Source organism: Pseudomonas sp. C32, from assembly GCF_030417915.1.
In the GTDB taxonomy this organism is placed as follows: domain Bacteria; phylum Pseudomonadota; class Gammaproteobacteria; order Pseudomonadales; family Pseudomonadaceae; genus Aquipseudomonas.
On sequence record NZ_JAUHUK010000010.1, the window covers coordinates 83141 to 106304 of the forward strand.

General features: G+C 60.1%; 21 protein-coding genes and 2 tRNA genes. 13 read left to right on the plus strand and 10 right to left on the minus strand.

Features of this window, described 5'->3' with window-relative positions; genetic code table 11:
- Positions 1–9 precede the first annotated feature (9 nt).
- Positions 10–963 (plus strand): hypothetical protein, encoded by a 954-nt coding sequence (locus QYH43_RS13415; RefSeq protein WP_301157187.1) that lies wholly within the window; start codon positions 10–12, stop codon positions 961–963.
- A gap of 95 nt (positions 964–1058) precedes the next feature.
- Here the strand turns inward: QYH43_RS13415 and dinB are convergent, their stop codons facing one another.
- Positions 1059–2120, minus strand: a complete 1062-nt coding sequence (dinB, locus tag QYH43_RS13420) for a DNA polymerase IV (protein WP_301157188.1) — start codon at positions 2118–2120, stop codon at positions 1059–1061.
- A 299-nt stretch (positions 2121–2419) separates the two neighbouring features.
- On the opposite strand from dinB, the gene QYH43_RS13425 reads away from it, so the two are divergent.
- The 4 genes from QYH43_RS13425 (at position 2420) to QYH43_RS13440 (ending at position 7158) form a co-directional block, all read left to right on the plus strand.
- Positions 2420–2496, plus strand: a tRNA-Met gene (locus QYH43_RS13425).
- A gap of 358 nt (positions 2497–2854) precedes the next feature.
- Positions 2855–2931, plus strand: a tRNA-Met gene (locus QYH43_RS13430).
- Positions 2932–3211: 280 nt separating this feature from the next.
- On the plus strand, positions 3212–5854 hold the full coding sequence (gene mprF, locus QYH43_RS13435; RefSeq protein WP_301157189.1) for a bifunctional lysylphosphatidylglycerol flippase/synthetase MprF: 2643 nt from the start codon (positions 3212–3214) through the stop codon (positions 5852–5854).
- Entirely contained in the window at positions 5854–7158 is a 1305-nt protein-coding gene (locus tag QYH43_RS13440) for a virulence factor family protein (RefSeq protein ID WP_301157190.1), read from the plus strand. The genes mprF and QYH43_RS13440 overlap by 1 nt, the downstream gene beginning before the upstream one ends.
- 147 nt (positions 7159–7305) lie before the next feature.
- Here QYH43_RS13440 and QYH43_RS13445 read toward each other — a convergent pair whose 3' ends face one another.
- On the minus strand, positions 7306–9207 hold the full coding sequence (locus tag QYH43_RS13445) for a potassium transporter Kup (RefSeq protein WP_301157191.1): 1902 nt from the start codon (positions 9205–9207) through the stop codon (positions 7306–7308).
- 291 nt (positions 9208–9498) lie between these two features.
- Here QYH43_RS13445 and rimO point away from each other — a divergent pair, with 291 nt between their 5' ends.
- From rimO to QYH43_RS13470, 5 genes are all read left to right on the plus strand, one after another.
- Positions 9499–10836 carry a 30S ribosomal protein S12 methylthiotransferase RimO gene (gene rimO, locus QYH43_RS13450; protein WP_095058778.1) on the plus strand — a complete coding sequence of 446 codons (1338 nt, stop codon included), beginning with the start codon at positions 9499–9501 and terminating at the stop codon, positions 10834–10836.
- Positions 10837–10947: 111 nt separating this feature from the next.
- Positions 10948–11421, plus strand: coding sequence for a GNAT family N-acetyltransferase (locus tag QYH43_RS13455; RefSeq protein WP_301157192.1), 474 nt, complete (start codon positions 10948–10950; stop codon positions 11419–11421).
- Between the two features lie 189 nt (positions 11422–11610).
- Positions 11611–12321 carry an rRNA pseudouridine synthase gene (locus QYH43_RS13460; RefSeq protein ID WP_095058780.1) on the plus strand — a complete coding sequence of 237 codons (711 nt, stop codon included), beginning with the start codon at positions 11611–11613 and terminating at the stop codon, positions 12319–12321.
- A 75-nt stretch (positions 12322–12396) separates the two neighbouring features.
- A complete protein-coding gene (locus QYH43_RS13465) occupies positions 12397–12867 on the plus strand; it encodes a DUF1456 family protein (protein ID WP_095058781.1) in 471 nt (156 codons plus the stop codon).
- Between the two features lie 177 nt (positions 12868–13044).
- Complete coding sequence (locus tag QYH43_RS13470) at positions 13045–13815, plus strand: SDR family oxidoreductase (RefSeq protein ID WP_095058782.1); 771 nt, start codon at positions 13045–13047, stop codon at positions 13813–13815.
- A 25-nt stretch (positions 13816–13840) separates the two neighbouring features.
- On the opposite strand, the gene QYH43_RS13475 is transcribed toward QYH43_RS13470, so the two are convergent.
- The 3 genes from QYH43_RS13475 to QYH43_RS13485 form a co-directional block, all read right to left on the minus strand.
- Complete coding sequence (locus QYH43_RS13475; protein ID WP_301157193.1) at positions 13841–15076, minus strand: RNA polymerase sigma factor; 1236 nt, start codon at positions 15074–15076, stop codon at positions 13841–13843.
- A 1-nt stretch (position 15077) separates the two neighbouring features.
- A complete protein-coding gene (locus QYH43_RS13480) occupies positions 15078–15422 on the minus strand; it encodes a YciI family protein (RefSeq protein ID WP_301157194.1) in 345 nt (114 codons plus the stop codon).
- Between the two features lie 78 nt (positions 15423–15500).
- Complete coding sequence (locus tag QYH43_RS13485) at positions 15501–15926, minus strand: nuclear transport factor 2 family protein (RefSeq protein ID WP_095058784.1); 426 nt, start codon at positions 15924–15926, stop codon at positions 15501–15503.
- Between the two features lie 141 nt (positions 15927–16067).
- On the opposite strand from QYH43_RS13485, the gene QYH43_RS13490 reads away from it, so the two are divergent.
- Positions 16068–16553, plus strand: coding sequence for a GNAT family N-acetyltransferase (locus tag QYH43_RS13490; protein WP_095058785.1), 486 nt, complete (start codon positions 16068–16070; stop codon positions 16551–16553).
- 28 nt (positions 16554–16581) lie between these two features.
- Here the strand turns inward: QYH43_RS13490 and QYH43_RS13495 are convergent, their stop codons facing one another.
- The 3 genes from QYH43_RS13495 to QYH43_RS13505 all read right to left on the minus strand — a co-directional run bounded on the left by QYH43_RS13495 (position 16582) and on the right by QYH43_RS13505 (position 18382).
- Positions 16582–17070 (minus strand): GNAT family N-acetyltransferase, encoded by a 489-nt coding sequence (locus QYH43_RS13495; protein ID WP_095058786.1) that lies wholly within the window; start codon positions 17068–17070, stop codon positions 16582–16584.
- Positions 17071–17167: 97 nt separating this feature from the next.
- Positions 17168–17653 (minus strand): GyrI-like domain-containing protein, encoded by a 486-nt coding sequence (locus tag QYH43_RS13500; RefSeq protein WP_095058787.1) that lies wholly within the window; start codon positions 17651–17653, stop codon positions 17168–17170.
- Positions 17654–17719: 66 nt separating this feature from the next.
- Positions 17720–18382 (minus strand): LysE family translocator, encoded by a 663-nt coding sequence (locus QYH43_RS13505; RefSeq protein WP_301157195.1) that lies wholly within the window; start codon positions 18380–18382, stop codon positions 17720–17722.
- Positions 18383–18521: 139 nt separating this feature from the next.
- Between QYH43_RS13505 and alaC the strand changes: the two genes are divergently transcribed.
- The gene (gene alaC / locus QYH43_RS13510; RefSeq protein WP_095058789.1) at positions 18522–19739 is read left to right on the plus strand and encodes an alanine transaminase; all 1218 of its coding nucleotides are present in this window, start codon (positions 18522–18524) and stop codon (positions 19737–19739) included.
- A gap of 155 nt (positions 19740–19894) precedes the next feature.
- On the opposite strand, the gene QYH43_RS13515 is transcribed toward alaC, so the two are convergent.
- Both QYH43_RS13515 and QYH43_RS13520 read right to left on the minus strand, forming a co-directional pair.
- Positions 19895–21247 (minus strand): GntP family permease, encoded by a 1353-nt coding sequence (locus QYH43_RS13515; RefSeq protein WP_007974485.1) that lies wholly within the window; start codon positions 21245–21247, stop codon positions 19895–19897.
- A gap of 81 nt (positions 21248–21328) precedes the next feature.
- On the minus strand, positions 21329–21862 hold the full coding sequence (locus tag QYH43_RS13520; RefSeq protein WP_301157196.1) for a gluconokinase: 534 nt from the start codon (positions 21860–21862) through the stop codon (positions 21329–21331).
- A gap of 214 nt (positions 21863–22076) precedes the next feature.
- On the opposite strand from QYH43_RS13520, the gene QYH43_RS13525 reads away from it, so the two are divergent.
- Positions 22077–23108 (plus strand): LacI family DNA-binding transcriptional regulator, encoded by a 1032-nt coding sequence (locus tag QYH43_RS13525; RefSeq protein ID WP_301157197.1) that lies wholly within the window; start codon positions 22077–22079, stop codon positions 23106–23108.
- The last annotated feature ends 56 nt before the right edge of the window (positions 23109–23164 follow it).

A 23164-nucleotide genomic window follows, 5' to 3' on the forward strand; every position in this document is an offset into this window, starting at 1 on the left:
AGAGACGTCATGTTCAAGCGAAACACCTTAGGCCTCGGTGGTGCCGCCTTGTGCGGCGCCCTGCTGGTCAGCGGCTGTGCCAACCACATGTCACAACGCAGCGAGCACGAGGAACGTGTCGAGCGCAAATTGCTCGATCACAGCCTGCAGATCGATGTTGGTGAGCCCAAGGTGCTTGAGCTGCCGCAACGGCGGGTGAAGATCCACGAGCAGAAGACCTTCGAAGTCACCGAGTTCGAAGTCACGCGCCATTACGATCGCTATACGCCGTACCAACCCTGGCGGGAGGTTTACGAAATCCCGCTGGGCGCGGTGGCGGTGGTGGCGGGTGTCGGTGCCAACGTGGTCAATGTGTTCACCCTCGGCAATCTGCCGGACAGCGTGACCAAGGACTGGCTCAGCTATGGTTTCGCCGGTCTCAACCCGTTCATGAACGTGCAGTCTCACGGCCGCGCGCAGCAAAACCTGGCCGGCATCGACGAGGTTCAGCGCGACAAGCGCACGGAATACTCAAGCCTGCCCTGGAGCGAACGCCCGGTCGAGGTCAAGGCCGGCAAGCAAACGTTCGAGCTGAGTACCGACAAGAACGGTGTGTTGCGCCTGAATTTGCTGGACAGCCCATTCGCCGAACATGACATCAATCATCTGAGCCGACTGCTGATCAAGGTCGAAGATGCCCAGGACGACGTGCACACCGACTCGTCCCTGGCCGTCAGCAGCACCTTGCGCAGCAAGCTGTTTGAGGCCCACGGGTTGATTTATGACGACCTTGAAGGCGACGAAGTGAGCCAGTGGGTGCATCGGGTCAAGCGGCTGTCGGAACTGGGTCTTGAAGAAGAAGCCAGTGAACTGGAACAGAGCCTGATCGAACTGACGCGCAATGATCCGGAGTTGCAGGATGAGTTCCTGAAGTCCTTGGCCAAGGATGGCAAGCGTCTGGTGGCAACACCCCGACCGAATTAAAGCCAAAAAAAGATCACAGCCTTCGGCTGCTCCTACATCGGAATGCATTTCCCTGTAGGAGCTGCCGCAGGCGGCGATCTTTTGCTTTACATGACTTAACGCTCAAACAACTCCATCTGCTCGAACCCACCCCGCAAATCCTCCAGTCGCACCCCAACGCCCAACAACCGCACCGGTTTACCGCCGCGATTGAACGCCTGGGTCAGCATCAACTGATAACTCCCCAGATCCCGCCCTGCCCCGGCCTGTTCAAGCGTGGTCTGGGTAAAGTCGTGGAATTTCACTTTGACGAAAGGCTTGCCCGGGCGGTAGCTGCTGTCGATTCGCGCCATGCGACCTGCCAGGGTGTCCAGCAACTCAGGCAATTTATCCAGGCAACTTTTCAGATCCGGCAGATCCACGTCGTAGGTGTTTTCGACACTGACCGACTGACGACGGCTGTCGTTATGCACTACCCGGTCATCAATCCCGCGGGCCAGACTCCAGAGTCGCTCACCAAAACTGCCAAATTCGCGCACCAGCGCCAATTTGTCCCACTCGCGCAACTGCGAGCAATCGGCGATCCCGAGCTTGCCAAGCTTGTCGGCCGTGACTTTGCCAACACCATGAAGCTTACTCACTGGCAAACCACTGACAAATTCTTCGACCTGATCCGGCGTGAGCACGAATAAACCGTTGGGCTTTTTCCAGTCGCTGGCGATCTTGGCGAGAAACTTGTTCGGCGCCACCCCGGCAGACACGGTGATGTGCAACTGATTGGAAACGCGGCGCCGGATGTCCTGGGCGATACGTGTCGCACTACCCGCGAAATAGGCGCTGTCCGACACGTCGAGATACGCTTCATCAAGGGAAAGGGGTTCGATGATGTCGGTGTAATCGCGAAAGATCGTGTGAATTTCCTTCGAGGCTTCCCGATAGGCCTCCATGCGCGGTTTGACGATGGTCAGGTCCGGGCACAGTTTAAGGGCATGCCCTGAAGACATGGCCGAACGCACACCATAGGCTCGCGCTTCATAATTGCAGGTGGCAATGACCCCACGGCGATCCGCCGAGCCGCCCACCGCCAGTGGCTTACCCGCCAACTGTGGATCGTCGCGCATTTCGATGGCGGCATAAAAGCAGTCGCAATCGACGTGAATGATCTTTCGCTGGGTCATGTCGAAGCAGTGTTCATGGCAGAAAAAGGGGTCATGGTGTGTCGGATAAACAGTATCTCACTGACCCCTGTATATAGCACCAGTAGTCTGAATGTTCTTTTCCCCTTGTAGGAAAACACGCTGATGAATTTATTTTTTCAATCAGAAAGCTCACCACAATAGAGCCACAGCCCTTGCCCTGCCTCACTCTCAGCCCTTTCAATCACCCACAAAACGACCTAAGCGATTGAAGATGAACAGGTTTTATCAGAATTGAAGGTTGACACCCGGGCGCATCTCTATAGAATGAGCCACACAGACGCGGGATGGAGCAGTCTGGTAGCTCGTCGGGCTCATAACCCGAAGGTCGTCGGTTCAAATCCGGCTCCCGCAACCAAACATCAAAAAAGGCTACTCGAAAGAGTGGCCTTTTTTGTGCGCGCGTATTTCCTGCTAGACGCCAGCGAAGGTGGCCTTTGCTCCACCGCCAGACTCCCGACGTCTTTCCTGTAGGAGCTCGCTTGCCAGCGAAGCAAGTCTTCCTGTTGATGCGACATTCAATAACGCCTTCGCCGGCAAGCCGGGCTCCTACAAATGAAGGCAGACGCCCCGGCCATTCAGAAATGAGAAATCCTTCAGATTCCAAAACTTAAGCCAACCCTGCGACCGTTTACCGCTGTTTTACGTTTATTTGACCCAACTCGGTATTAACGGTTGACACCCCGGCGTTTCTCTATAGAATGCCGCCACACAGACGCGGGATGGAGCAGTCTGGTAGCTCGTCGGGCTCATAACCCGAAGGTCGTCGGTTCAAATCCGGCTCCCGCAACCAAACATCAAAGAAGGCTACTCGAAAGAGTGGCCTTTTTTGTATCTGCTGAAAAAGTCCTTTCGCAACAATGATCTGTCACTGTGTAGCGAGTCGTTAGGGTCGCCCAACGCGCCGAGTTCAGGCTATGCTCACTCGCAGGCTGAAAACCTCTACTTCTGATAATGAATCACCCCCCCGGCATCCGATGATGGACGCCCGTATTTGAGATTATTTTTTCTACAGGGATTGGTAACTTGGCTGGATACCTCCATCCTGTCGCGCACAATCCAAGAGGTGATTGATGCTCGCCAACTCGTCTGACCCACAAGACACCGTCACAGCGACACAACCGATCAAGGCCGAGCGCCTGCGCCTGCTTGACCGGATCAGCAAATACCGCCAACCCATCGGTCTGGCGGTCACGTTGTTGCTGTTCACGATCGCGCTGATTGCCTGTCGCCACCTGTTGAGCGAACTCGACCTCGACGCCCTGCACGACTCGATCCTCGAAGTGCCGCAACCGGCCTTGCTCGGCGCTTTGGCCGCAACCGTGGCAGGTTTCATCATTCTGCTGGGTTACGAGTGGTCCGCCAGTCGGTATGCCGGCGTGAGCCTGGCACCGCGCACCATGGCGCTGGGCGGCTTCACGGCATTTGCCATCGGCAACGCCATCGGTCTTTCGATGCTGTCGGGCGGTTCGGTTCGCTACCGCTTATATGCCCGCGATGGTGTGGGAGCGGCCGAAGTCGCCCGCATGACATTGTTTGCCAGCCTCTCGCTGGGTTGCGCCCTGCCCCCGCTGGCCGCGCTGGCAACCCTGAGCAACCTGCCTGCGGCTTCTGCCGCCCTGGGACTCTCCGCGACCTTGCTGGGCGCCATTGCGGTGGCCGTTCTGCTGCTGTTCTCGGTCCTGGCGATCGGGATCTACCGCCGTCGCCTTCCGGAACAGCCTGTGCCGGACAATCTGCTGGTGAAGATCGGACGCCGCACGTTGCGCCTGCCGGGGCGGCGCCTGACCTTCCTGCAATTGATCATCACCGCCCTGGACGTCGCCGCCGCTGCGACCGTGCTGTATCTCTTGTTGCCCGAAGCGCCACCGTTCGGCGCCTTCCTGCTGGTGTACTTGCTGGCCCTGGCCGCCGGCGTGCTCAGCCATGTGCCGGGTGGCGTCGGCGTGTTCGAGGCGATCCTGCTGGCCGCTTTCTCCGACACCCTCGGCGCCGCACCACTGGCCGCGGCGCTGCTGCTCTATCGCTTGATCTATGTCGTGCTGCCGCTGCTGGTGGCTTGCTTGCTGCTGTTGATCAACGAAGGCCAACGCCTGTTCCAGACGCGCCAGACCCTGCGTGCAGCTTCTGGCCTGGCTGCACCGATCCTGGCGGTACTGGTGTTCCTGTCCGGCGTGGTACTGCTGTTCTCCGGGGCCACCCCGGAAATCGACACGCGCCTGGAACACATCGGCTTTCTGATCCCTCATCGCCTGGTCGATGCCTCGCACTTTGGCGCCAGCCTGATCGGCGTGCTGTGCCTGCTGCTGGCCCAAGGCTTGCGCCGTCGCCTCTCGGCTGCGTGGATGCTGACCACCATTCTGTTGCTGGTAGGCGCCCTGCTCTCGCTGCTCAAAGGTTTTGACTGGGAGGAAGCCAGCCTGATGGTGCTGACGGCGAGCCTGCTGGGCGTTTTCCGGCGTTCGTTCTATCGCCCGAGCCGCCTGACCGAACTGCCCTTCTCGCCGTTGTATCTGGTGGCCAGCCTGTGCGTGCTCGGCGCCTCGATGTGGTTGCTGTTGTTTGCCTACCAGGACGTCCCCTACAGCCATCAGCTATGGTGGCAGTTCACCCTCGACGCCGATGCCCCGCGCGGCTTGCGCTCGTTGCTCGGCGCGGCAGTGCTGCTGGTGGTGGTGTCCCTGACCTGGCTGCTGCGTACCGCGCGCCCGGTGATCCATCTGCCGACACCTGAAGAGCTGGAGCGAGCGAGCAAGATCCTCATGGCCTCCGCGCAACCGGATGGTGGCCTCGCATTGACCGGTGACAAGGCGTTGCTGTTTCACCCTAACGACGAGGCGTTCCTGATGTACGCCCGCCGTGGCCGCAGCCTGGTGGCGCTGTATGACCCGATCGGGCCGGGTCAGCAACGGGCCGAAATGATCTGGCAGTTCCGCGACCTGTGCGATCTCCACCACGCCCGCCCTGTGTTCTATCAAGTGCGTGCAGAGAACCTGCCGTATTACATGGACATCGGCCTGACCGCGATCAAGCTCGGCGAAGAAGCCCGGGTCGACCTCCAGCGTTTTGATCTCGAAGCCAAGGGCAAAGAGATGAAGGACCTGCGCTACACCTGGAACCGCGGCACCCGTGACGGCCTGTCGCTGGAAATCCATGAACCGGGCCAGGCGCCGATGGAAGAGCTCAGGGTAATTTCCGATGCCTGGCTGACCGGCAAGAATGTCCGCGAAAAAGGTTTTTCGCTGGGCCGCTTCAGCGATGACTACCTCAAGCATTTCCGCATCGCGGTGATTCGTTTCGAAGGACGCCCGGTGGCGTTCGCCAACCTGCTCGAGACCTACAGCCACGACCTGGCCAGCCTCGACCTGATGCGCGCACACCCGGAGGCCCCGAAGCTGACCATGGAATTCATGATGGTCGGCCTGATTCAACATTATAAAAACCATGGATACGCGCGCTTCAGCCTGGGCATGGTGCCGTTGTCGGGGCTGCAACCCCGTCGCGGTGCACCGTTGACCCAGCGCCTGGGCTCGATGGTATTCCGCCGTGGTGAGCAGCTGTACAACTTCCAAGGTTTGCGCCGCTTCAAAGACAAGTTCCAGCCTGACTGGGAACCCCGTTATATGGCCGTGCCCGCCGGACTCGATCCGCTGGTCGCCCTGGCCGATACTGCCGCCCTGATCGCGGGCGGCTTGACTGGATTGGTGAAACGCTGATGATTCAACGCTCCCTGAAGTACATCCTGGCCGTACTGATTGTGCTGGCCGTGATTCTCGGTGGCGGTTTCTGGTACCTCAAACGCCCGGCACCGGAACCGACCCTGGAACAGCTCACACCGGCCGATGGCGCCGCCATGACCCGCGTCACCCCCGGCACGACGCCGAAGGCTCAGGTACTGGTGGCGGTCAACGACGACCAGAAGCTCAGTGACAAGCAATTGACCACCCTGAGCCGCAGCGCTTCGGCGCAAATCGTCCAGGTGATCCTGCCCAAGGAATGTTTGCTGCAAAGTCGCGCCTTGCAAGCGGGCCTGCGTGAACTGAAAGGCCCCGCCACGCTGGTCAGCGGTATCGGCCCGGGCGCCGTGCTGGCCTGGCGTTGGTTGTCGGAACAGAAGAACGACAAGGCCCAGGCCATTTCGGTAGACCTGGCCCTGGAAAGACCCGGTGGATGCACTCACCTGTTGCCGAAAAGCGCCGCCCACGGCCATTGGCTGGTGGCGTGGAACGACAACCCGGACGACACCAGTGCCGGCTTCGTACGTGACCAGCCCAACGCCGAAACCAGCATCAGCGACTACGACATCAACCTGCCGCAAGTGCTGAACAACGAACTGCGCAAGATCCTCGTCGGCGGCGACAAAGCCGCTGGCGGCCTGCAGATCCCGGTGGTCGAAGTACCGGCAGGCCAGGCCAAGGACACCGTGACCCTGTTCCTGTCCGGTGACGGCGGCTGGCGCGACCTCGACCGCGACGTGGCGGGAGAAATGGCGAAGATCGGCTATCCGGTAGTCGGCATCGACACCCTGCGCTACTACTGGCAGCACAAGAGCCCTGAGCAAAGCGCCCTGGACCTGGCCGAACTGATGCAGCACTACCGCCAGAAATGGGGCACCAAGCGCTTCATCCTGACCGGCTATTCGTTTGGCGCCGATGTCCTGCCGGCGATCTACAACCGTCTGGAAGCTTCCGAGCAACAGCGCGTCGATGCCATTATCCTGCTGGCCTTCGCCCGCACCGGCAGCTTCGAAATCGAAGTCGAAGGCTGGCTCGGCAACGCTGGCAAAGAAGCCGCCACCGGCCCGGAAATGGCCAAGCTGCCAGCCGATAAAGTGGTGTGCATCTACGGTGAAGAAGAAGTCGACGAAAGTGGCTGCACCGACAAGAGCGTCGTGGGCGAAGTCATCAAGTTGCCGGGCGGTCACCACTTCGACGAGAACTACCCCGCGCTGGCACAGCGTTTGGTGGATGTGATCGTGAAGCGTCAGGCGAAGGAAGCCGAAGCGAGCGCTCAAGAGTGATCTGATAGAGCCTCCCAAAAGATAGCAGCCTTCGGCAGCTCCTACATGACGCGGCGTACGCCCCGCAGGAGCTGCCGAAGGCTGCGATCTTTTGAACACAAAAAAGCCCCCGCTGCCTTCATGGCAACGGGGGCTTTTTGCTGGGGCTTACATCTCCACCTGCGTCCCCAGCTCAATCACCCGGTTCAGCGGCAGATTGAAGAAGCGCAGGTTGCCGTTGGCGTTTTGCAACATGAACGCAAACAGCGCCTCGCGCCAGCGGGACATGCCTTCGAGCTTGGAGGCGATGACCGTTTCGCGGCTGAGGAAATACGTGGTGCGCATCGGGCTGAAGTCCAGCTCATCGAGATGACACAGCTTCAGCGCTTTCGGTACGTCCGGCTCGTCGGTGAAACCGAAGTGCAGGATGACCCGGAAGAAGCCTTCACCGTAGGAATCGACCTCGAAGCGCCGGGTCGGTGGCACCCGCGGAATGTCTTCGTACACCACCGTCAGCAACACCACTTGCTCGTGCAGCACCTGGTTGTGCAACAGGTTGTGCAACAGCGCATGGGGCACGGCATCCGGTCGCGCCGTCAGGAACACGGCGGTACCCTGGACACGGTGTGGCGGTTGTACGGCGATACTGCTGATGAAGATCGGCAGCGGCAATCCACCTTCATCAATCCGGTCGACCAGCAACTGCTTGCCACGCTTCCAGGTGGTCATCAGTACGAACAGCGCGAGACCGGCGATCACCGGGAACGCACCGCCCTGAACGATTTTCGGCACGTTGGCGGCGAAGTACAAACCGTCGACCAACACGAAGCCCAACAGAACCGGCACCACCAGAACTGGCGGCCACTTCCACAGCAGCAGAATCACTGCCGACACCAGAATGCTGGTCATCAGCATGGTCCCGGTCACGGCTACGCCATAAGCCGAAGCCAGGGCGCCAGAGGATTCAAAGCCCAGCACCAGCAGGACCACGCCGACCATCAGCGCCCAGTTCACCGCACCGATGTAGATCTGGCCCTGTTCGGCGCTTGAGGTGTGCTGGATGTGCATCCGCGGAATGTAACCGAGCTGGATCGCCTGACGGGTCAGGGAGAACGCTCCGGAAATGACGGCTTGCGAGGCAATGACCGTCGCCAGAGTCGACAGCCCCACCAGCGGGATCAACGCCCAGCTTGGCGCCAGCAAATAGAACGGGTTGCGGGCCGCTTCCGGATCACCGAGCAGCAAGGCACCCTGACCGAAATAGTTCAGCACCAGCGCCGGCAGCACGAGGATGAACCACGCACGGGCAATCGGTTTGCGGCCGAAGTGGCCCATGTCCGCGTACAGCGCTTCGGCACCGGTCAATGCCAGCACCACGGCACCGAGAATCGCCACGCCCATGCCAGGATGCACGATGAAGAAGCGCACGCCCCACACCGGGTTCATCGCTTGCAACACTTCCGGATGCTGAATGATGCCGTAGACGCCCAGTGCGCCCAGCACCAGAAACCAGGTGACCATGATCGGCCCGAACAGAATGCCGATCCGCGCCGTGCCGTGACGCTGGATCAGAAACAGCGCGACCAGCACCACCAAAGACAGCGGCACCACCCAATGATCGATACCGTCGAATGCCAGCCCCAGGCCTTCAATCGCCGAGAGTACGGAAATCGCCGGTGTGATCATGCTGTCGCCATAGAACAGCGCCGCGCCGATCAGCCCGCAGACCACCAGAAAGCCGCGCAATTTGGCATGCCCCGCCGCCGCCCGCCGGGCCAGCGCGGTCAAGGCCATGATCCCGCCTTCGCCCTGGTTGTCGGCACGCAGCACAAACATCATGTACTTGATCGACACCACCCAGATCAGCGACCAGAAAATCAGTGCCAGAATCCCCAACACGCCGTCATGGTTGACCGGCACGCCATAGGCGCCGGAAAACACTTCCTTGAGGGTGTACAACGGACTGGTGCCGATGTCGCCATATACCACCCCGACTGCAGCGACCAGCATGCCGATCGGTTTTGCCGCCGAATGCTCGGCCCCCGCCGCCTGACTACTTGCCTGACCCATCCACCCCCCCTACTACCCAGACCCGGGCTTCTTTGAAAGAAGCACTATGCTTTGACGCGCAGCATGCGCTGTTTTACTTCACGTTACAGACGATTTGTTGACAGTAAAAAATCAGTAAAGGCCAACGGCGCGAAGCATAGCGCAGCACTCGTCGTATTTCCCTGCATAAAGCTGGTCAAGTGAACGACTCATCGCTAGAATTGCGCACTTTTTGATCAGAGGCGCACTTCAAGCGCCCGTCCGTCGGTTTGCCCTACGCGGCAGCGGCGTCACAAAACACCGAGGTTAGACATGTCCACCACTCCTGCGCCGGCCAATCCAAAGGTTGGCTTCGTATCCCTGGGTTGCCCCAAAGCACTGGTCGACTCCGAGCGCATCCTGACCCAGCTGCGCATGGAAGGTTATGACGTGGTGTCCACCTATCAGGACGCCGACGTCGTGGTGGTCAACACCTGCGGTTTCATCGATTCGGCCAAGGCCGAGTCCCTGGAAGTGATCGGCGAAGCCATCAAGGAAAACGGCAAGGTCATCGTGACCGGCTGCATGGGCGTCGAAGAAGGCAACATTCGCAACGTACACCCGAGCGTGCTGGCCGTGACCGGTCCGCAGCAGTACGAGCAAGTGGTCAATGCCGTGCACGAAGTCGTGCCGCCGCGTAAGGATCACAACCCGTTGATCGACCTGGTGCCGCCACAAGGGATCAAACTGACCCCGCGCCACTACGCCTACCTGAAGATTTCCGAAGGCTGCAACCACAGCTGCAGCTTCTGCATCATCCCGTCGATGCGCGGCAAACTGGTCAGCCGTCCGGTCGGTGATGTGCTCGACGAGGCCCAGCGCCTGGTCAAGTCCGGCGTCAAAGAGTTGCTGGTGATTTCGCAAGACACCAGCGCCTACGGCGTCGACGTGAAGTACCGCACCGGTTTCTGGAACGGTGCTCCGGTGAAGACCCGCATGACCGAACTCTGCGAAGCCTTGAGCACCCTCGGCGTCTGGGTTCGTCTGCACTACGTTTACCCGTACCCACACGTTGACGAGCTGATCCCGCTGATGGCCGCCGGCAAAATCCTGCCGTACCTGGACATCCCGTTCCAGCACGCCAGCCCGAAAGTGCTGAAGTCGATGAAACGCCCGGCCTTCGAAGACAAGACCCTGGCGCGCATCAAGAACTGGCGCGAGATCTGCCCGGACCTGATCATCCGTTCGACCTTCATCGTCGGCTTCCCCGGCGAAACCGAAGAAGACTTCCAGTACCTGCTGAACTGGCTGACCGAAGCGCAACTCGACCGCGTTGGCTGCTTCCAGTACTCGCCGGTAGAAGGCGCTCCGGCCAATGATCTGGACCTGGAAGTCGTCCCGGACGACGTCAAGCAGGACCGTTGGGACCGTTTCATGGCGCACCAGCAGGCCATCAGCTCGGCGCGCCTGCAAATGCGCATCGGCCGTGAGATCGAAGTGCTGGTCGATGAAGTCGACGAGCAAGGCGCCGTTGGCCGCTGCTTCTTCGATGCCCCCGAAATCGACGGTAACGTGTTCATCGACAACGGCAGCAACCTCAAGCCAGGCGACAAAGTCTGGTGCAAGGTGACCGACGCCGACGAGTACGATCTGTGGGCTGAACAGATCTAAACGCAAAAAACACGAAAAGCCCCGCTCTATTGACGAGATGCGGGGCTTTTTTACGGCTATCGTTTGAGGTGGAAAGGACTCTCATCACTCACGCATAAAGGGCAGACAGGCATGCGCCAGCATTCGGTCATCCACACGCCGAAACAAAGCGATTACGAAGAACTGACCCGGGTCTGGGAGGCTTCGGTGCGCGCCACCCACGACTTCCTGCCAGACAGCTACATCAAGCTGCTGAAAGACCTGGTGCTGACCCGTTACCTCGATTCGGTGATGTTGATCTGCACCAAAGATTCGAGCCAGCGCATCACCGGGTTTGCCGGGGTTGCGGCGGGCAAGATCGAAATGCTCTTCATCGACCCGGCGTATCGCGGCCAGGGCCTTGGCAAGCGCTTGTTGCGCTATGCCCTGGAAAACCTCAACGCCGATGAACTGGACGTCAACGAACAGAACCCCCAAGCCCTCGGTTTTTACTTCAAGCAAGGGTTTGAAGTGATCGGACGCTCCGAAGTCGATGGCATGGGCCAGCCGTATCCGTTGTTGCACATGCGTATGCGCCAAAATCAGCAACACTCCCGACATGGCTGACACAACACGGAACAACTGTAGGAGCTGGCTTGCCAGCGAAGACGTCGGCACATCCGGCATTGTTTTCACAGACACACCGCTTTCGCTGGCAAGCCAGCTCCTACTAAAAACTCTACGGTGTAAATGGAACCGGGATTAACCGGCGCCAGGCAGGTACAATGCCCACCCCCTTTTTGTTACGGCCCTGACATGACTGACCCGATTCGTCTCTCCAAACGCCTCATCGAACTCGTCGGCTGTTCCCGTCGGGAGGCGGAGCTGTTCATTGAGGGCGGCTGGGTCACCGTCGACGGCGAGGTCATCGACGAACCGCAGTTCAAGGTCGACAACCAGAAAGTCGAACTGGACCCGGAGGCCAAGGCCACTGCACCGGAACCGGTGACCCTGCTGCTCAACGTGCCTGCCGGCATGGACGCAGACACCGCCATGGCCAGCATCAGCGCCGAGACCCTCAGCGAAGAGCACCGCTACGGCAAACGTCCGCTCAAGGGCCACTTCCTGCGCCTGACCGCCAGCACCGACCTGCAGGCCAATGCCAGCGGTTTGCTGGTGTTCACCCAGGACTGGAAAATCCTGCGCAAACTCACCGCCGACTCGAACAAGATCGAGCAGGAGTACGTGGTCGAAGTCGAAGGCGAAATGGTGGCTCACGGCCTCAACCGCTTGAACCACGGCCTGACCTACAAGGGCAAGGAGCTGCCGGCGGTCAAAGCCAGTTGGCAAAACGAAAACCGTCTGCGCTTCGCCATGAAAAATCCGCAGCCGGGCATCATTGCCCTGCTCTGCCAGGCTGTCGGCCTGAAGGTCATCGGTATCCGCCGCATTCGCATCGGCGGCGTGTCCATCGGCAAAGTGCCGCTGGGACAATGGCGCTACCTGTCCGGCAAAGAGAAGTTCTAAGGCTGCTCTTGCCGCCACACATTTCGGCGCCGTGCCTGGCCGCGACGCCCACAGCTGAATATCAGGACTGCCCACATGATTCATAACGACGTACTGCGCAGCGTGCGCTACATGCTCGACATCAGCGACAAAAAAGTCATCGAGATCATCAAGCAAGGCGGCATGGACGTGACCCTGCCGGACCTGCTGACCTACCTCGACAAGAAAGAGGAAGACGAGGAAGGCTTCGTACGTTGCCCGGACGAAGTCATGGCGCATTTCCTCGACGGCCTGGTGATCTTCAAGCGCGGCAAGGACGAAAGCCGTCCGCCGCAGCCGATCGAAGTCCCGGTGACCAACAACATCATCCTGAAGAAGCTGCGCGTCGCCTTCGAACTGAAGGAAGACGACATGCACGCAATCCTCAAGGCGGCCGAGTTCCCGGTGTCCAAGCCTGAGCTGAGCGCGCTGTTCCGCAAGTTCGGCCACACCAACTATCGCCCGTGCGGCGACCAGTTGCTGCGCAACTTCCTCAAGGGCCTGACCCTGCGCGTTCGCCCGCAGTAATCGCCCATCCCTTGTAGGAGCCGGCTTGCTGGCGATGGCAATTCTCAAAACGCCATCGCCAGCAAGCCGGCGCCGACAAGGGCGGCTGTATGAATCCCCATTCCGCGCAAAAATAGTGGCTCCGCTTCCGTCGGCTGACGGCTAGGGTGTAATAACCATCAGCTCTCAGGACTTGCCATGCACCCCTACTTTTCCCTGCAAGGCCGCACCGCCCTGGTGACCGGCGGCACTCGTGGTATCGGCAAAATGATCGCCAAGGCCTATGTCGAAGCCGGCGCGACCGTGTACGTCTGTGCCCGTGATGCCGAAGCCTGTCAGCAAACGGCCGATGAACTCGGTGCACTCGGACGCTGCCACGCCATAGCGGCCAACCTGGCGACAGAAGAAGGCGTGCAGCAGTTGGCCACGCGCTTAGGCGAACAGATCACCCACCTCGACATTCTGGTGAACAACGCCGGCACCACGTGGGGCGCGCCGCTGGAGAGTTACCCGATCAAGGGCTGGGAAAAGGTCATGCAGCTCAACGTGACGTCGGTGTTCAACTGCATCCAGCAGTTCTTGCCATTGATGCGCAAGGCCGGTTGCGAAGCCAACCCGGCGCGGATCATCAACATTGGCTCGGTGGCCGGGATTTCATCCTTCGGCGAACAGGCTTATGCCTACGGCCCGAGCAAGGCTGCCCTGCATCAACTGTCGCGGATTCTGGCGCGGGAGCTGGTCGGCCAGCACATCAACGTCAACGTCATCGCCCCGGGGCGCTTTCCGAGCAAAATGACCCAGCACATCGGCGATGATGAGCAAGCGCTGGCGCAGGATACGGCGCTGATTCCGATGAAGCGCTGGGGTCGAGAGGAGGAAATGGCTGCGCTGGCAATTAGCCTGGCGAGCACGGCGGGGGCCTACATGACTGGCAACATCATTCCGCTGGACGGAGGGTTCAGTCTCTAGCGGCGATGAGGCGGCTTGAGCCAGGTCACTCCAGTGTCTTGAGCCGCCCTTCGATAAACCGCCGCTCGGGTGCCTGCTGAGTCAACTCCAGCGCCCGCTCCCACGCCGCCCGCGCCTCATCGAAACGCCCCAGTTGCCGACAAAACTCCGCCCGCGCCGAATGCGCCAGGTGGTAATCCTGTAAATCTCCCCGAGCCAGAATCCGCTCGACCAGCGTCAGGCCCGCCAATGGCCCATCACGCCGCGCCAAAGCCGCCGCCCGGTTCAACTCGACGACCGGTGACGGCACCGCTCGCAGCAGCACGTCATACAGACCGACGATCTGCGGCCAGTCGGTTTGCTCAGCCGTCGATGCTTCGGCATGCACTGCCGCAATCGCTGCCTGCAGACAGTACGGCCCAAAACGCCCAAGGGTCAGCGCCCGTTCGATCAGCGCGCAGCCTTCGGCAATCAGTTCGGCGCTCCATAACGATCGGTCTTGTTCGTCCAGCACAATCAGCTCGCCACTGGCGGAGGTTCTGGCCGGCCGCCGCGATTCGTGCAGTAGCATCAACGCCAGCAACCCCATCACTTCAGGCTCCGGCAGCAACTCCATCAACAATCGGCCTAGACGGATGGCTTCGCGGGTCAGATCCTCGCGAATCAACGTCTCGCCGACAGACGCCGAATACCCCTCGTTGAACACCAGGTAAATCACCCGCAACACGTTGTCGAGGCGCTCGGGCAGTTCGGCGAGGCTGGGGACCTGATAAGGGATTTTCGCGTCGCGGATCTTCGCCTTGGCGCGCACGATGCGCTGGGCAATGGTGGCCGGCGCCGACAGAAACGCCCGGGCGATTTCTTCTGTCGTCAGGTCGCAGACTTCCCGCAACGTCAGCGGCACTTGCGCATCCGAGGCCAGGGCCGGGTGACAGCAGGTGAAGATCAAACGCAGGCGATCGTCTTCCACGTCTTCTTCACTCCAGTCGGCCTGCTCCAGCGCTTCCAGTTGCGCCACCAGCAACGGTTGCGACGCGGTAAAGCGTGCGCGTCGGCGCAAGGCATCAATGACCTTGAAGCGCCCGGTGGAGACCAGCCAGGCGCGGGGATTGGCCGGCACGCCGTCGCGCTGCCAGCGCTCGACCGCGATGAAAAACGCCTCGTGCAAGGCCTCTTCCGCGAGGTCGAAATCACCCAGCAAACGAATCAGGGTCGCCAGAATGCGCCGCGACTCTTCGCGGTAGACCCGCTCGACCTGCGCCTGAACCGGCAACCCTGGCATCTTAAGGATTCAACCGCCGAACGGGGCGCACTTCGACACTGCCGACCCGGGCCGCCGGAATGTTCCCGGCAACCTGGATCGCTTCGTTGAGGTCCTTGGCATCGATCAGGTAAAAACCGGCCAACTGCTCCTTGGTTTCAGCGAATGGGCCATCGGTGATCGACATCTTGCCGTTGCGCATACGCACCGTGGTAGCGGTCTGCACCGACTCCAGCGCTTCGGCGGCGACCATCCGGCCGCTGCCCTGGATCGACTCGGCATAGGCCATGCACTCCTCGTCCTTCGGGCTTTCCGGCAGCGAATGCAGCAGGCGCTCATCGCTGTAGACCAGGCATAAATACTTCATGAACGTCTCCTGATTCGAACGGATCAACTATGGGCGTGGATTGGCCATTTGGCGCGGCGCCCCGACAAATAACATCGATCAGGGTTTCAGATCGAACAGGACGGTGCCGCTCATCATGTCGAACGGCGCCGACCAGTGCTCATGGACGATCTGCCACAACCCGCCTTCCTGGCGATAGCACGCACTGCCGCGCATCCAGCAGGCCTGGGTTTCGCCCTTGTCGTTGGTGCCGCCGCAATGGGCCAGCCAATGGGCGAAGGCGATCTCCTGGGACGCCTCGATGCGGATGTCCTGGAACTCGAAAATGTGCGGGCCGGGGCACATTTTCATGCAATCTTCCCAATGCGCGCGATACGCCTCTTTGCCCTTGAATTGCAACGCCTTGACCGCGTCGAAGGAGACGATGTCGTCGGCATACAGGGTCATGATTTTATCGACGTCCTTGGCCATCATGGCCTGACGATAGGTTTCGATCAGGTTCTGGATCTGGGTGTGCGAGTTCATGGTGGTTCTCCGTGGTTTTTATTGGAAGACACCCTTAGTCGTCTGGCGATCCGGCGAGTCGACAGAAGAAATAAAAATAATCCATATCGCCAGACTCGCTAGAATCCGAGACTCATTTTCCGTTGGAAACAGGACACGCCAGTGACAGCCCGACTCGTGCCTTATGAAAGCCTGAACACGCTGCAGCGCCAACAGGTCGAGGCCATCGAAGTGCATTCGGAACAGATCAAATTCTCCGGCGACATCCACGGTGCGTTGCACACGTTGTTGTCCAAACCCGGCCCGGGGGTCAAGGGGTTCGCCTTGCTGGCCGAAGACGTTCCCGTGGCGTTCCTGCTGCTCAAGCGCCCGCCAGTGCTGCCAGCCTGGGCCGATGAACACAGCGCGACCCTGCATGCGCTGCAAGTCGATCAACGCGCTCAGGGCCAAGGCTTCGGCAAGGCCTGCCTGCAAGCACTGCCCGAGGTAGCGCGCCAGGCCTGGCCGGAAATCAAAGGGCTGGAGCTGTCGGTGGATGCGGATAACGCTGCGGCGATTGCGCTGTATGCCAAGTATGGTTTTGTCGACAGCGGCGAAGCGTACAAGGGCCGGATCGGTTATGAGCGGCGGATGGGGTTGTTATTTTAATTGCGCGCCGATGAACCTTCGTAGGAGATTACAGCGTCAAAACCATCTCATGCCACGCCATGCCGCCATGGTCGGATGCTGACGGTTTGATGTAGGCAAAACCAAACCCGGCATACAACGGAATATGCCGTTCCTTGCACATCAAATGGATGGTTGCCTTGTTCATCCCGCGCATACGCTCGATGAATTCACCCATCAAACGCTTGGCCAAACCCTGCCCCTGGTAATCCGGGTGCACCACCACCGACATGATCACCACGTTCGGCCCGGCCGGGTCGTGGCCGATAAGCTCCTTGAACGCTTCGTCCGACATTTCCACCTGAAACGCCGCACCGGAATTGATGAAACCGGCTACAACGCCGTCCACTTCGGCCACGATAAAGCCTTCGGGCCAGGTGGCGATGCGGGTGGCGATTTTCTCGCGGGTGGCGGCTTCGTCGCCTTCGTAGGCAACGGTTTCGATGGCGTAGCAACGGTCCAGATCAGCAGACGTGACGTGGCGGATGACGGTGTTCATGGCAGCTCGGGGTCAGCGTGGGAAAGGCGTGAATCATAAATCAGCCGCTGTGTGACATCGAGAAACGAATCGAGCGATCCGTCTCTCGATGCGGGGCTCAAGCCTTGAGCGGCAGCCAGATTTCCAGCTTGCCGGTATTGAGCTTTGGGTTGAAGTCTTCGCTGTAACGCTCAAACTCCGGGGCGTTGAGCAGTTCACGCCCGGACTGCGGCAGCCATGTGCCATGGATGTATTGGAAGGTTTGCGCCAAGGTGTCCAATGAGCCTTTGTGCTCGAACACCACGTATTGCTGCGGCTGAATCTCGACCCAGCGGTACGTCTCCGGCAAATCGTCGAGTTTGCTGATCTCGACCCCGGCGATGTAATCAAAGCCGCCCTGGCCGTCGAAATTGCAGCAGACGCCGTAGGTCACTTCGCCTTTTTGACCCGGGACATGGCCGATGTGGGGCACGAACTTTTCCCAGAGCTCGGGAATGCCTTTTACGGTTTGTTGGGTAAATTTGCCGCCAAGCCCTGCAATCAGCAGGAAGTGTCCATGTACAAACCGTGGCTCGGACACCTCAACGCGTGTTTGCTCATCCATGACTCGACTCCTGGAACTAAAAATGGGTTCGGCTGGGAGTATAGAAGCCAAACCCGATTCGCCCAATTACAGGGCGTGCAACTGCTCGACGGCGCCCGCCCCCACAAACTCGTTGTAGCCCGATAGGATCACGTAGACCGCGAAATAGCAGAAGATCGCAGCCGATGCCATATAGGAATAACGCAACAACTTATCGCCCAGCAACTTGCCGCCGTGGCTCGCGGCGAAGCACAGGCCGGCTGACCAGAGCAAACCCGCGCAGAGGAAACCGCCGAGAAACAGTGCCGAGCTGAGCGGGCCACCACCGCCGGAACGGGCGATCAGGGTGCCGCCAACGGCCGCGAACCAGAGAATCGCACTGGGCGAGGACATGGCGAGAAAAATACCGCGCAAGAACTCCTTGCGATGGGAGTTGTTTCCCACCTCCGCCGTCTGGGCGAGCAGTGCCTCGTGGTGAATCGCCGAATAGATCATCTTCGCCGCGAAGTACACCAGCAGCGCCGAACCACCGATCCACAGCACCCAACGCACGGTTTCGTACTGCAGCAACACCGTCATGCCGGCCAGCGCCAGCACGGCGTAGATCAGGTCACCCACACAAGTCCCCAACCCCAGCGCAAAGCCTTGAAAATAGCCGCGCTGCATGGCCAGCGTGATCATCGCAATATTGGCCACGCCAATGTCCAGACACAGCGACAGGCTCAACAAGAAGCCACTGGTAAATTCCATCGAACCCTATCCTTCGGACACATTTGTTTGATTTGAGGCTGGACAGTCTGCCACAGCTGACCGTACATTCCGCCACAGGTCACCGCAGTGACCAGCGTCGCTCGGACGGTTCCGGGCGCTTACGTTATCCGAGGCAACAATGGCCGAACAAGGTTCGCCGCGCCGCTTTGCGCGCATAGATCGACTCCCCCCTTACGTTTTCAACATCACTGCCGAGCTGAAGATGGCCGCCCGTCGTCGTGGCGAAGACATCATCGACTTGAGCATGGGCAACCCCGACGGCCCCACGCCGCCGCACATCGTCGAAAAACTTGTGCAGGTCGCTCAGCGCGAAGACACCCACGGTTACTCCACGTCCAAGGGCATTCCGCGCCTGCGCCGGGCGATTTCCAACTGGTACAAGGAACGCTACGAGGTCGACATCGACCCGGAAAACGAAGCCATTGTCACCATCGGTTCCAAGGAAGGCCTGGCGCATTTGATGCTGGCCACCCTCGACCAGGGCGACACCGTGCTGGTGCCCAACCCGAGCTACCCGATTCACATCTACGGTGCCGTGATTGCCGGCGCCCAGGTGCGGTCGGTGCCGCTGGTGCCGGGTGTGGATTTCTTCGCGGAACTGGAGCGAGCCATTCGCGGGTCGATTCCGAAGCCGAAGATGATGATCCTCGGTTTCCCGTCCAACCCGACCGCACAGTGCGTGGAGCTGGATTTCTTCGAGCGTGTCATCGCCCTCGCCAAGCAATACGACGTGCTGGTGGTGCACGACCTGGCCTACGCCGACATCGTCTACGACGGCTGGAAAGCCCCATCGATCATGCAGGTGCCAGGCGCCAAAGACATTGCGGTGGAGTTTTTCACCCTGTCCAAAAGCTACAACATGGCCGGCTGGCGCATCGGCTTCATGGTCGGCAACCCGGAACTGGTCAACGCCCTGGCGCGGATCAAGAGCTACCACGACTACGGCACCTTCACCCCGCTGCAAGTCGCGGCGATCGCGGCGCTGGAAGGCGATCAACAATGCGTGCGCGACATCGCCGAGCAGTATCGCCAACGCCGCAACGTGCTGGTCAAAGGCCTGCATGAGCTGGGCTGGATGGTGGAAAACCCGAAGGCATCGATGTACGTCTGGGCCAAGATTCCCGAGGCTTACGCGCATTTGGGCTCGCTGGAGTTCGCCAAGAAACTGCTGGCCGAGGCCAAGGTTTGCGTCTCACCGGGTGTTGGGTTTGGTGAGTATGGCGATGATCACGTGCGATTCGCCCTGATCGAAAACCAGGACCGGATCCGCCAGGCCGTACGTGGGATTCGCGGGATGTTCCGGGCAGATGGCCTGGCCACCAAGTCCACCACCTGACCTGGCTTGTAGGAGCCGGCTTGCTGGCGATGCAGGCGACTCGGTTTAACGTATAACCGCGTCGATGCGATCGCCAGCAAGCCGGCTCCTACAGGGGTTTGCATCAGACACAAAAAAACCGCATCGCTGCGGTTTTTTTGTGTCTGTCGAAATGCTTAAACGAACAGCGACAACAACAGAATAAAGCCCAGGCCAACCACGGAGAGGATGGTTTCCATCGCGGTCCAGGTCTTGAAGGTTTCGGCCACGGTCATGTTGAAGTACTGCTTGACCAGCCAGAAACCGGCGTCATTCACGTGCGACAGGATCAACGAACCGGCACCGGTGGCCAGCACCAATAGCTCACGGTTCACACCCGGAATCATCCCCACCACCGGCACCACGATGCCGGCACCCGTGATAGTCGCCACGGTCGCCGAACCGGTGGCGATACGGATCACCGCCGCCACCAGCCAGGCCAGCAGGATCGGCGAGATCTGTGCGTTCACTGCCATGTGGCCGATCACGTCGCCCACACCGCTGGTCACCAGCATCTGTTTGAAGCCACCACCGGCACCGATGATCAGGATGATCGCGGCGGTCGGCGCGAGGCTCGCATCCAGCCATTTCATCATTTGGCTGGAACCGATGCCCTGCTTGTAGCCGAAGGTATACAGCGACAGCAGCAATGCCAGCAGCAACGCCGAAATCGGGTGACCGATCAGGTCCATAAAGGCGCGGAAAATGTTGCCGTCCGGCAGCACCACGTCGGCAAAGGTTTTTAGCAGCATCAGGAACACCGGCAGCAGCACGGTCACCAGGGTGATGCCGAAGCTCGGCAGCTCAGCCGAATCGGTTTCGCGCGCCAGTTGATCCACCAGTTCCTGGTTCGGGTGACCGGGAATGTGCTTGGCGATGAACGTACCGAAGATCGGGCCGGCAATGATGGCGGTTGGCAGCGCTACGATCAGGCCGTACAGAATGGTTTTACCGATGTCGGCACCGAACACGCCGATGGCCAGCAGCGGACCCGGGTGCGGCGGCACCAGGCCATGTACGGCGGACAGACCGGCCAGCAGCGGGATACCGATCTTGATGATCGACACGCCGGTACGGCGGGCCACGATGAACACCAAAGGAATCAGCAACACAAAGCCGATTTCGAAGAACAGCGGAATGCCGACCAGGAACGCGGCGAACATCATTGCCCACTGCACCTTGTCCTTGCCGAAGGCGCGGATCAACGTCTGTGCAATCTGATCCGCACCACCTGATTCGGCCATCATTTTGCCGAGCATCGTACCCAGCGCCAGGATGATGCCGACGAAACCAAGCACGCCACCGAAGCCGTCCTGGAACGCCTTGATGATGGTGCCGATCGGCATGCCGGAGGTCAGGCCGAGGAAGGCAGCGGCGATGATCAGTGCGAGGAACGGGTGCAACTTGAACTTGGTGATCAGGACGATAAGCCCGATCACCGTGACCACTGCATCGAGCAGCAGGAACGTCTCGTGGGACATGCCAAACATTGGGGGTGTCTCCTGGTTGTTGTTGTTATTAAAGCGGGTTAATCAGAAGTGGTGAGGACAGCGCTGTCTTTGCAAGCACAGTCATACCGCCTGTTTCAGGCCGTTCGCCTGCCACCACGCATGAGCCTGCGCCGCCAGTTGCCCGACACTGTTGGTCGAAGCATCCAGCGCCAGGGTCAACGGCTCGCCCACAGGCGATTCGAGGGTGGCGAACTGGCTGTCGATCAGGGTCGACGGCATGAAATGACCCGGCCGATGGGAGACGCGGTCGGCAGCGACTTCAGGGGTCAACTCAAGAAACACGAAACCCAGGCCCGGCAAGGCACTGCGCAGACGTTCGCGATAAATGTGTTTGAGGGCCGAACAGGTCAACACCGGGCGCTCGCCCCTGGCATCGATACGACGCAGTTCATCGCACAGGCTGTCGAGCCAGCCGGCACGGTCTTCGTCGTTCAGGGGGATACCCGCGCTCATCTTTTCGATGTTGGCGGCAGGGTGAAAGGAGTCGCCTTCAATGGCAGTGGCGCCGCTCAGATGGCACAGGGCCTCGCTGACGCACGTCTTGCCGCAACCGGCAACGCCCATGATGACCAGGGCGGTGATGGGATGATTCATGTAACACCTCAGCGCGCAGACAGCGCTACCTTTGCCGGTTATGACACTCGATCAAAAGCAGAAGTTGCCGACGCCTTTCTTGTCATTTTGTGGGTTGCAGCTGGTTAAGTCCCGACGCCAAAAAGCGAGGATCAGGCGAACCCTCGCTCACGCATTGCAGCTGCATCGAGACAGCGCTACCTTAGTGCCTTGAATTTTGTTTGGCAAGCCGTCGATGACCCCAACTAAAAACGATAAAAATACCCGCACCACTGGCCGCCCTACCCTGAACGAAGTGGCGCGACTGGCTGGCGTCAGCCCGATCACCGCTTCCCGCGCCCTGCGCGGGGTCAGCACGGTGGCCACCGAACTGGTGGAAAAAGTCCAGAAGGCCGCGCTGGAACTCAATTACGTGGTCAATCCTGCCGCCCGCGCCCTGGCCTCGGCCCAGAGCCATTCGGTGGTGGTATTGGTGCCGTCGTTGTCCAACCTGTTGTTCATCGACACCCTGGAAGCCATTCATCAGGTTTTGCGCCCCAAGGGCTTCGAAGTGCTGATCGGCAACTTCCATTACTCGCGCGATGAAGAAGAAAACCTGCTGCGCAATTACATGGCGTATCAGCCGCGCGGCCTGTTGCTGACCGGTTTCGACCGCACCGAAAGTTCGCGTCGGATGATCGAAGCCAGCAACATTCCGTGTGTGTACATGATGGAACTGGACAGCGCCGCCGGGCTCAATTGCGTCGGTTTCTCGCAGTTGGCGGCCGGTGAAACGGCGGCCGAGCATTTACTGTCACGCGGGCGCAAGCGCCTGGCTTACATCGGCGCGCAGCTGGATCAACGCACGTTGCTGCGCGGCGAAGGTTTCCGCAAAGCACTGAAAAAGGCCGGCCTGTACGACCCGGATTTGGAAGTGCTGACGCCCCGCTCTTCCTCCGTCGGCCTCGGCGGCGAGCTGTTCCTGCAACTGCTGGCCAGTCATCCGGATGTCGATGCGATCTTTTTCGGCAACGACGACCTGGCCCAGGGAGCTTTGCTCGAAGCCATGCGCTGCGGGATCAAGATTCCGGAACAGGTGGCGATTCTGGGCTTCAACGATTTGCCGATGTCAGAACACATGGTTCCGCGCCTCAGCAGCATCAACACCCCCCGCGAAGCCATTGGTCGTCGAGCGGCGGAGCAGATGCTGACGCTGATGGCCGGCAACACCGTGGCCAAACCGGTGCAGGACATGGGGTTTGAGTTGATGGTGCGCGAGAGCACATAGTTTCCCCGTCGCAGCTCCTACACTTGCATATACGCCATTCTCGATGGAGTAGCCCA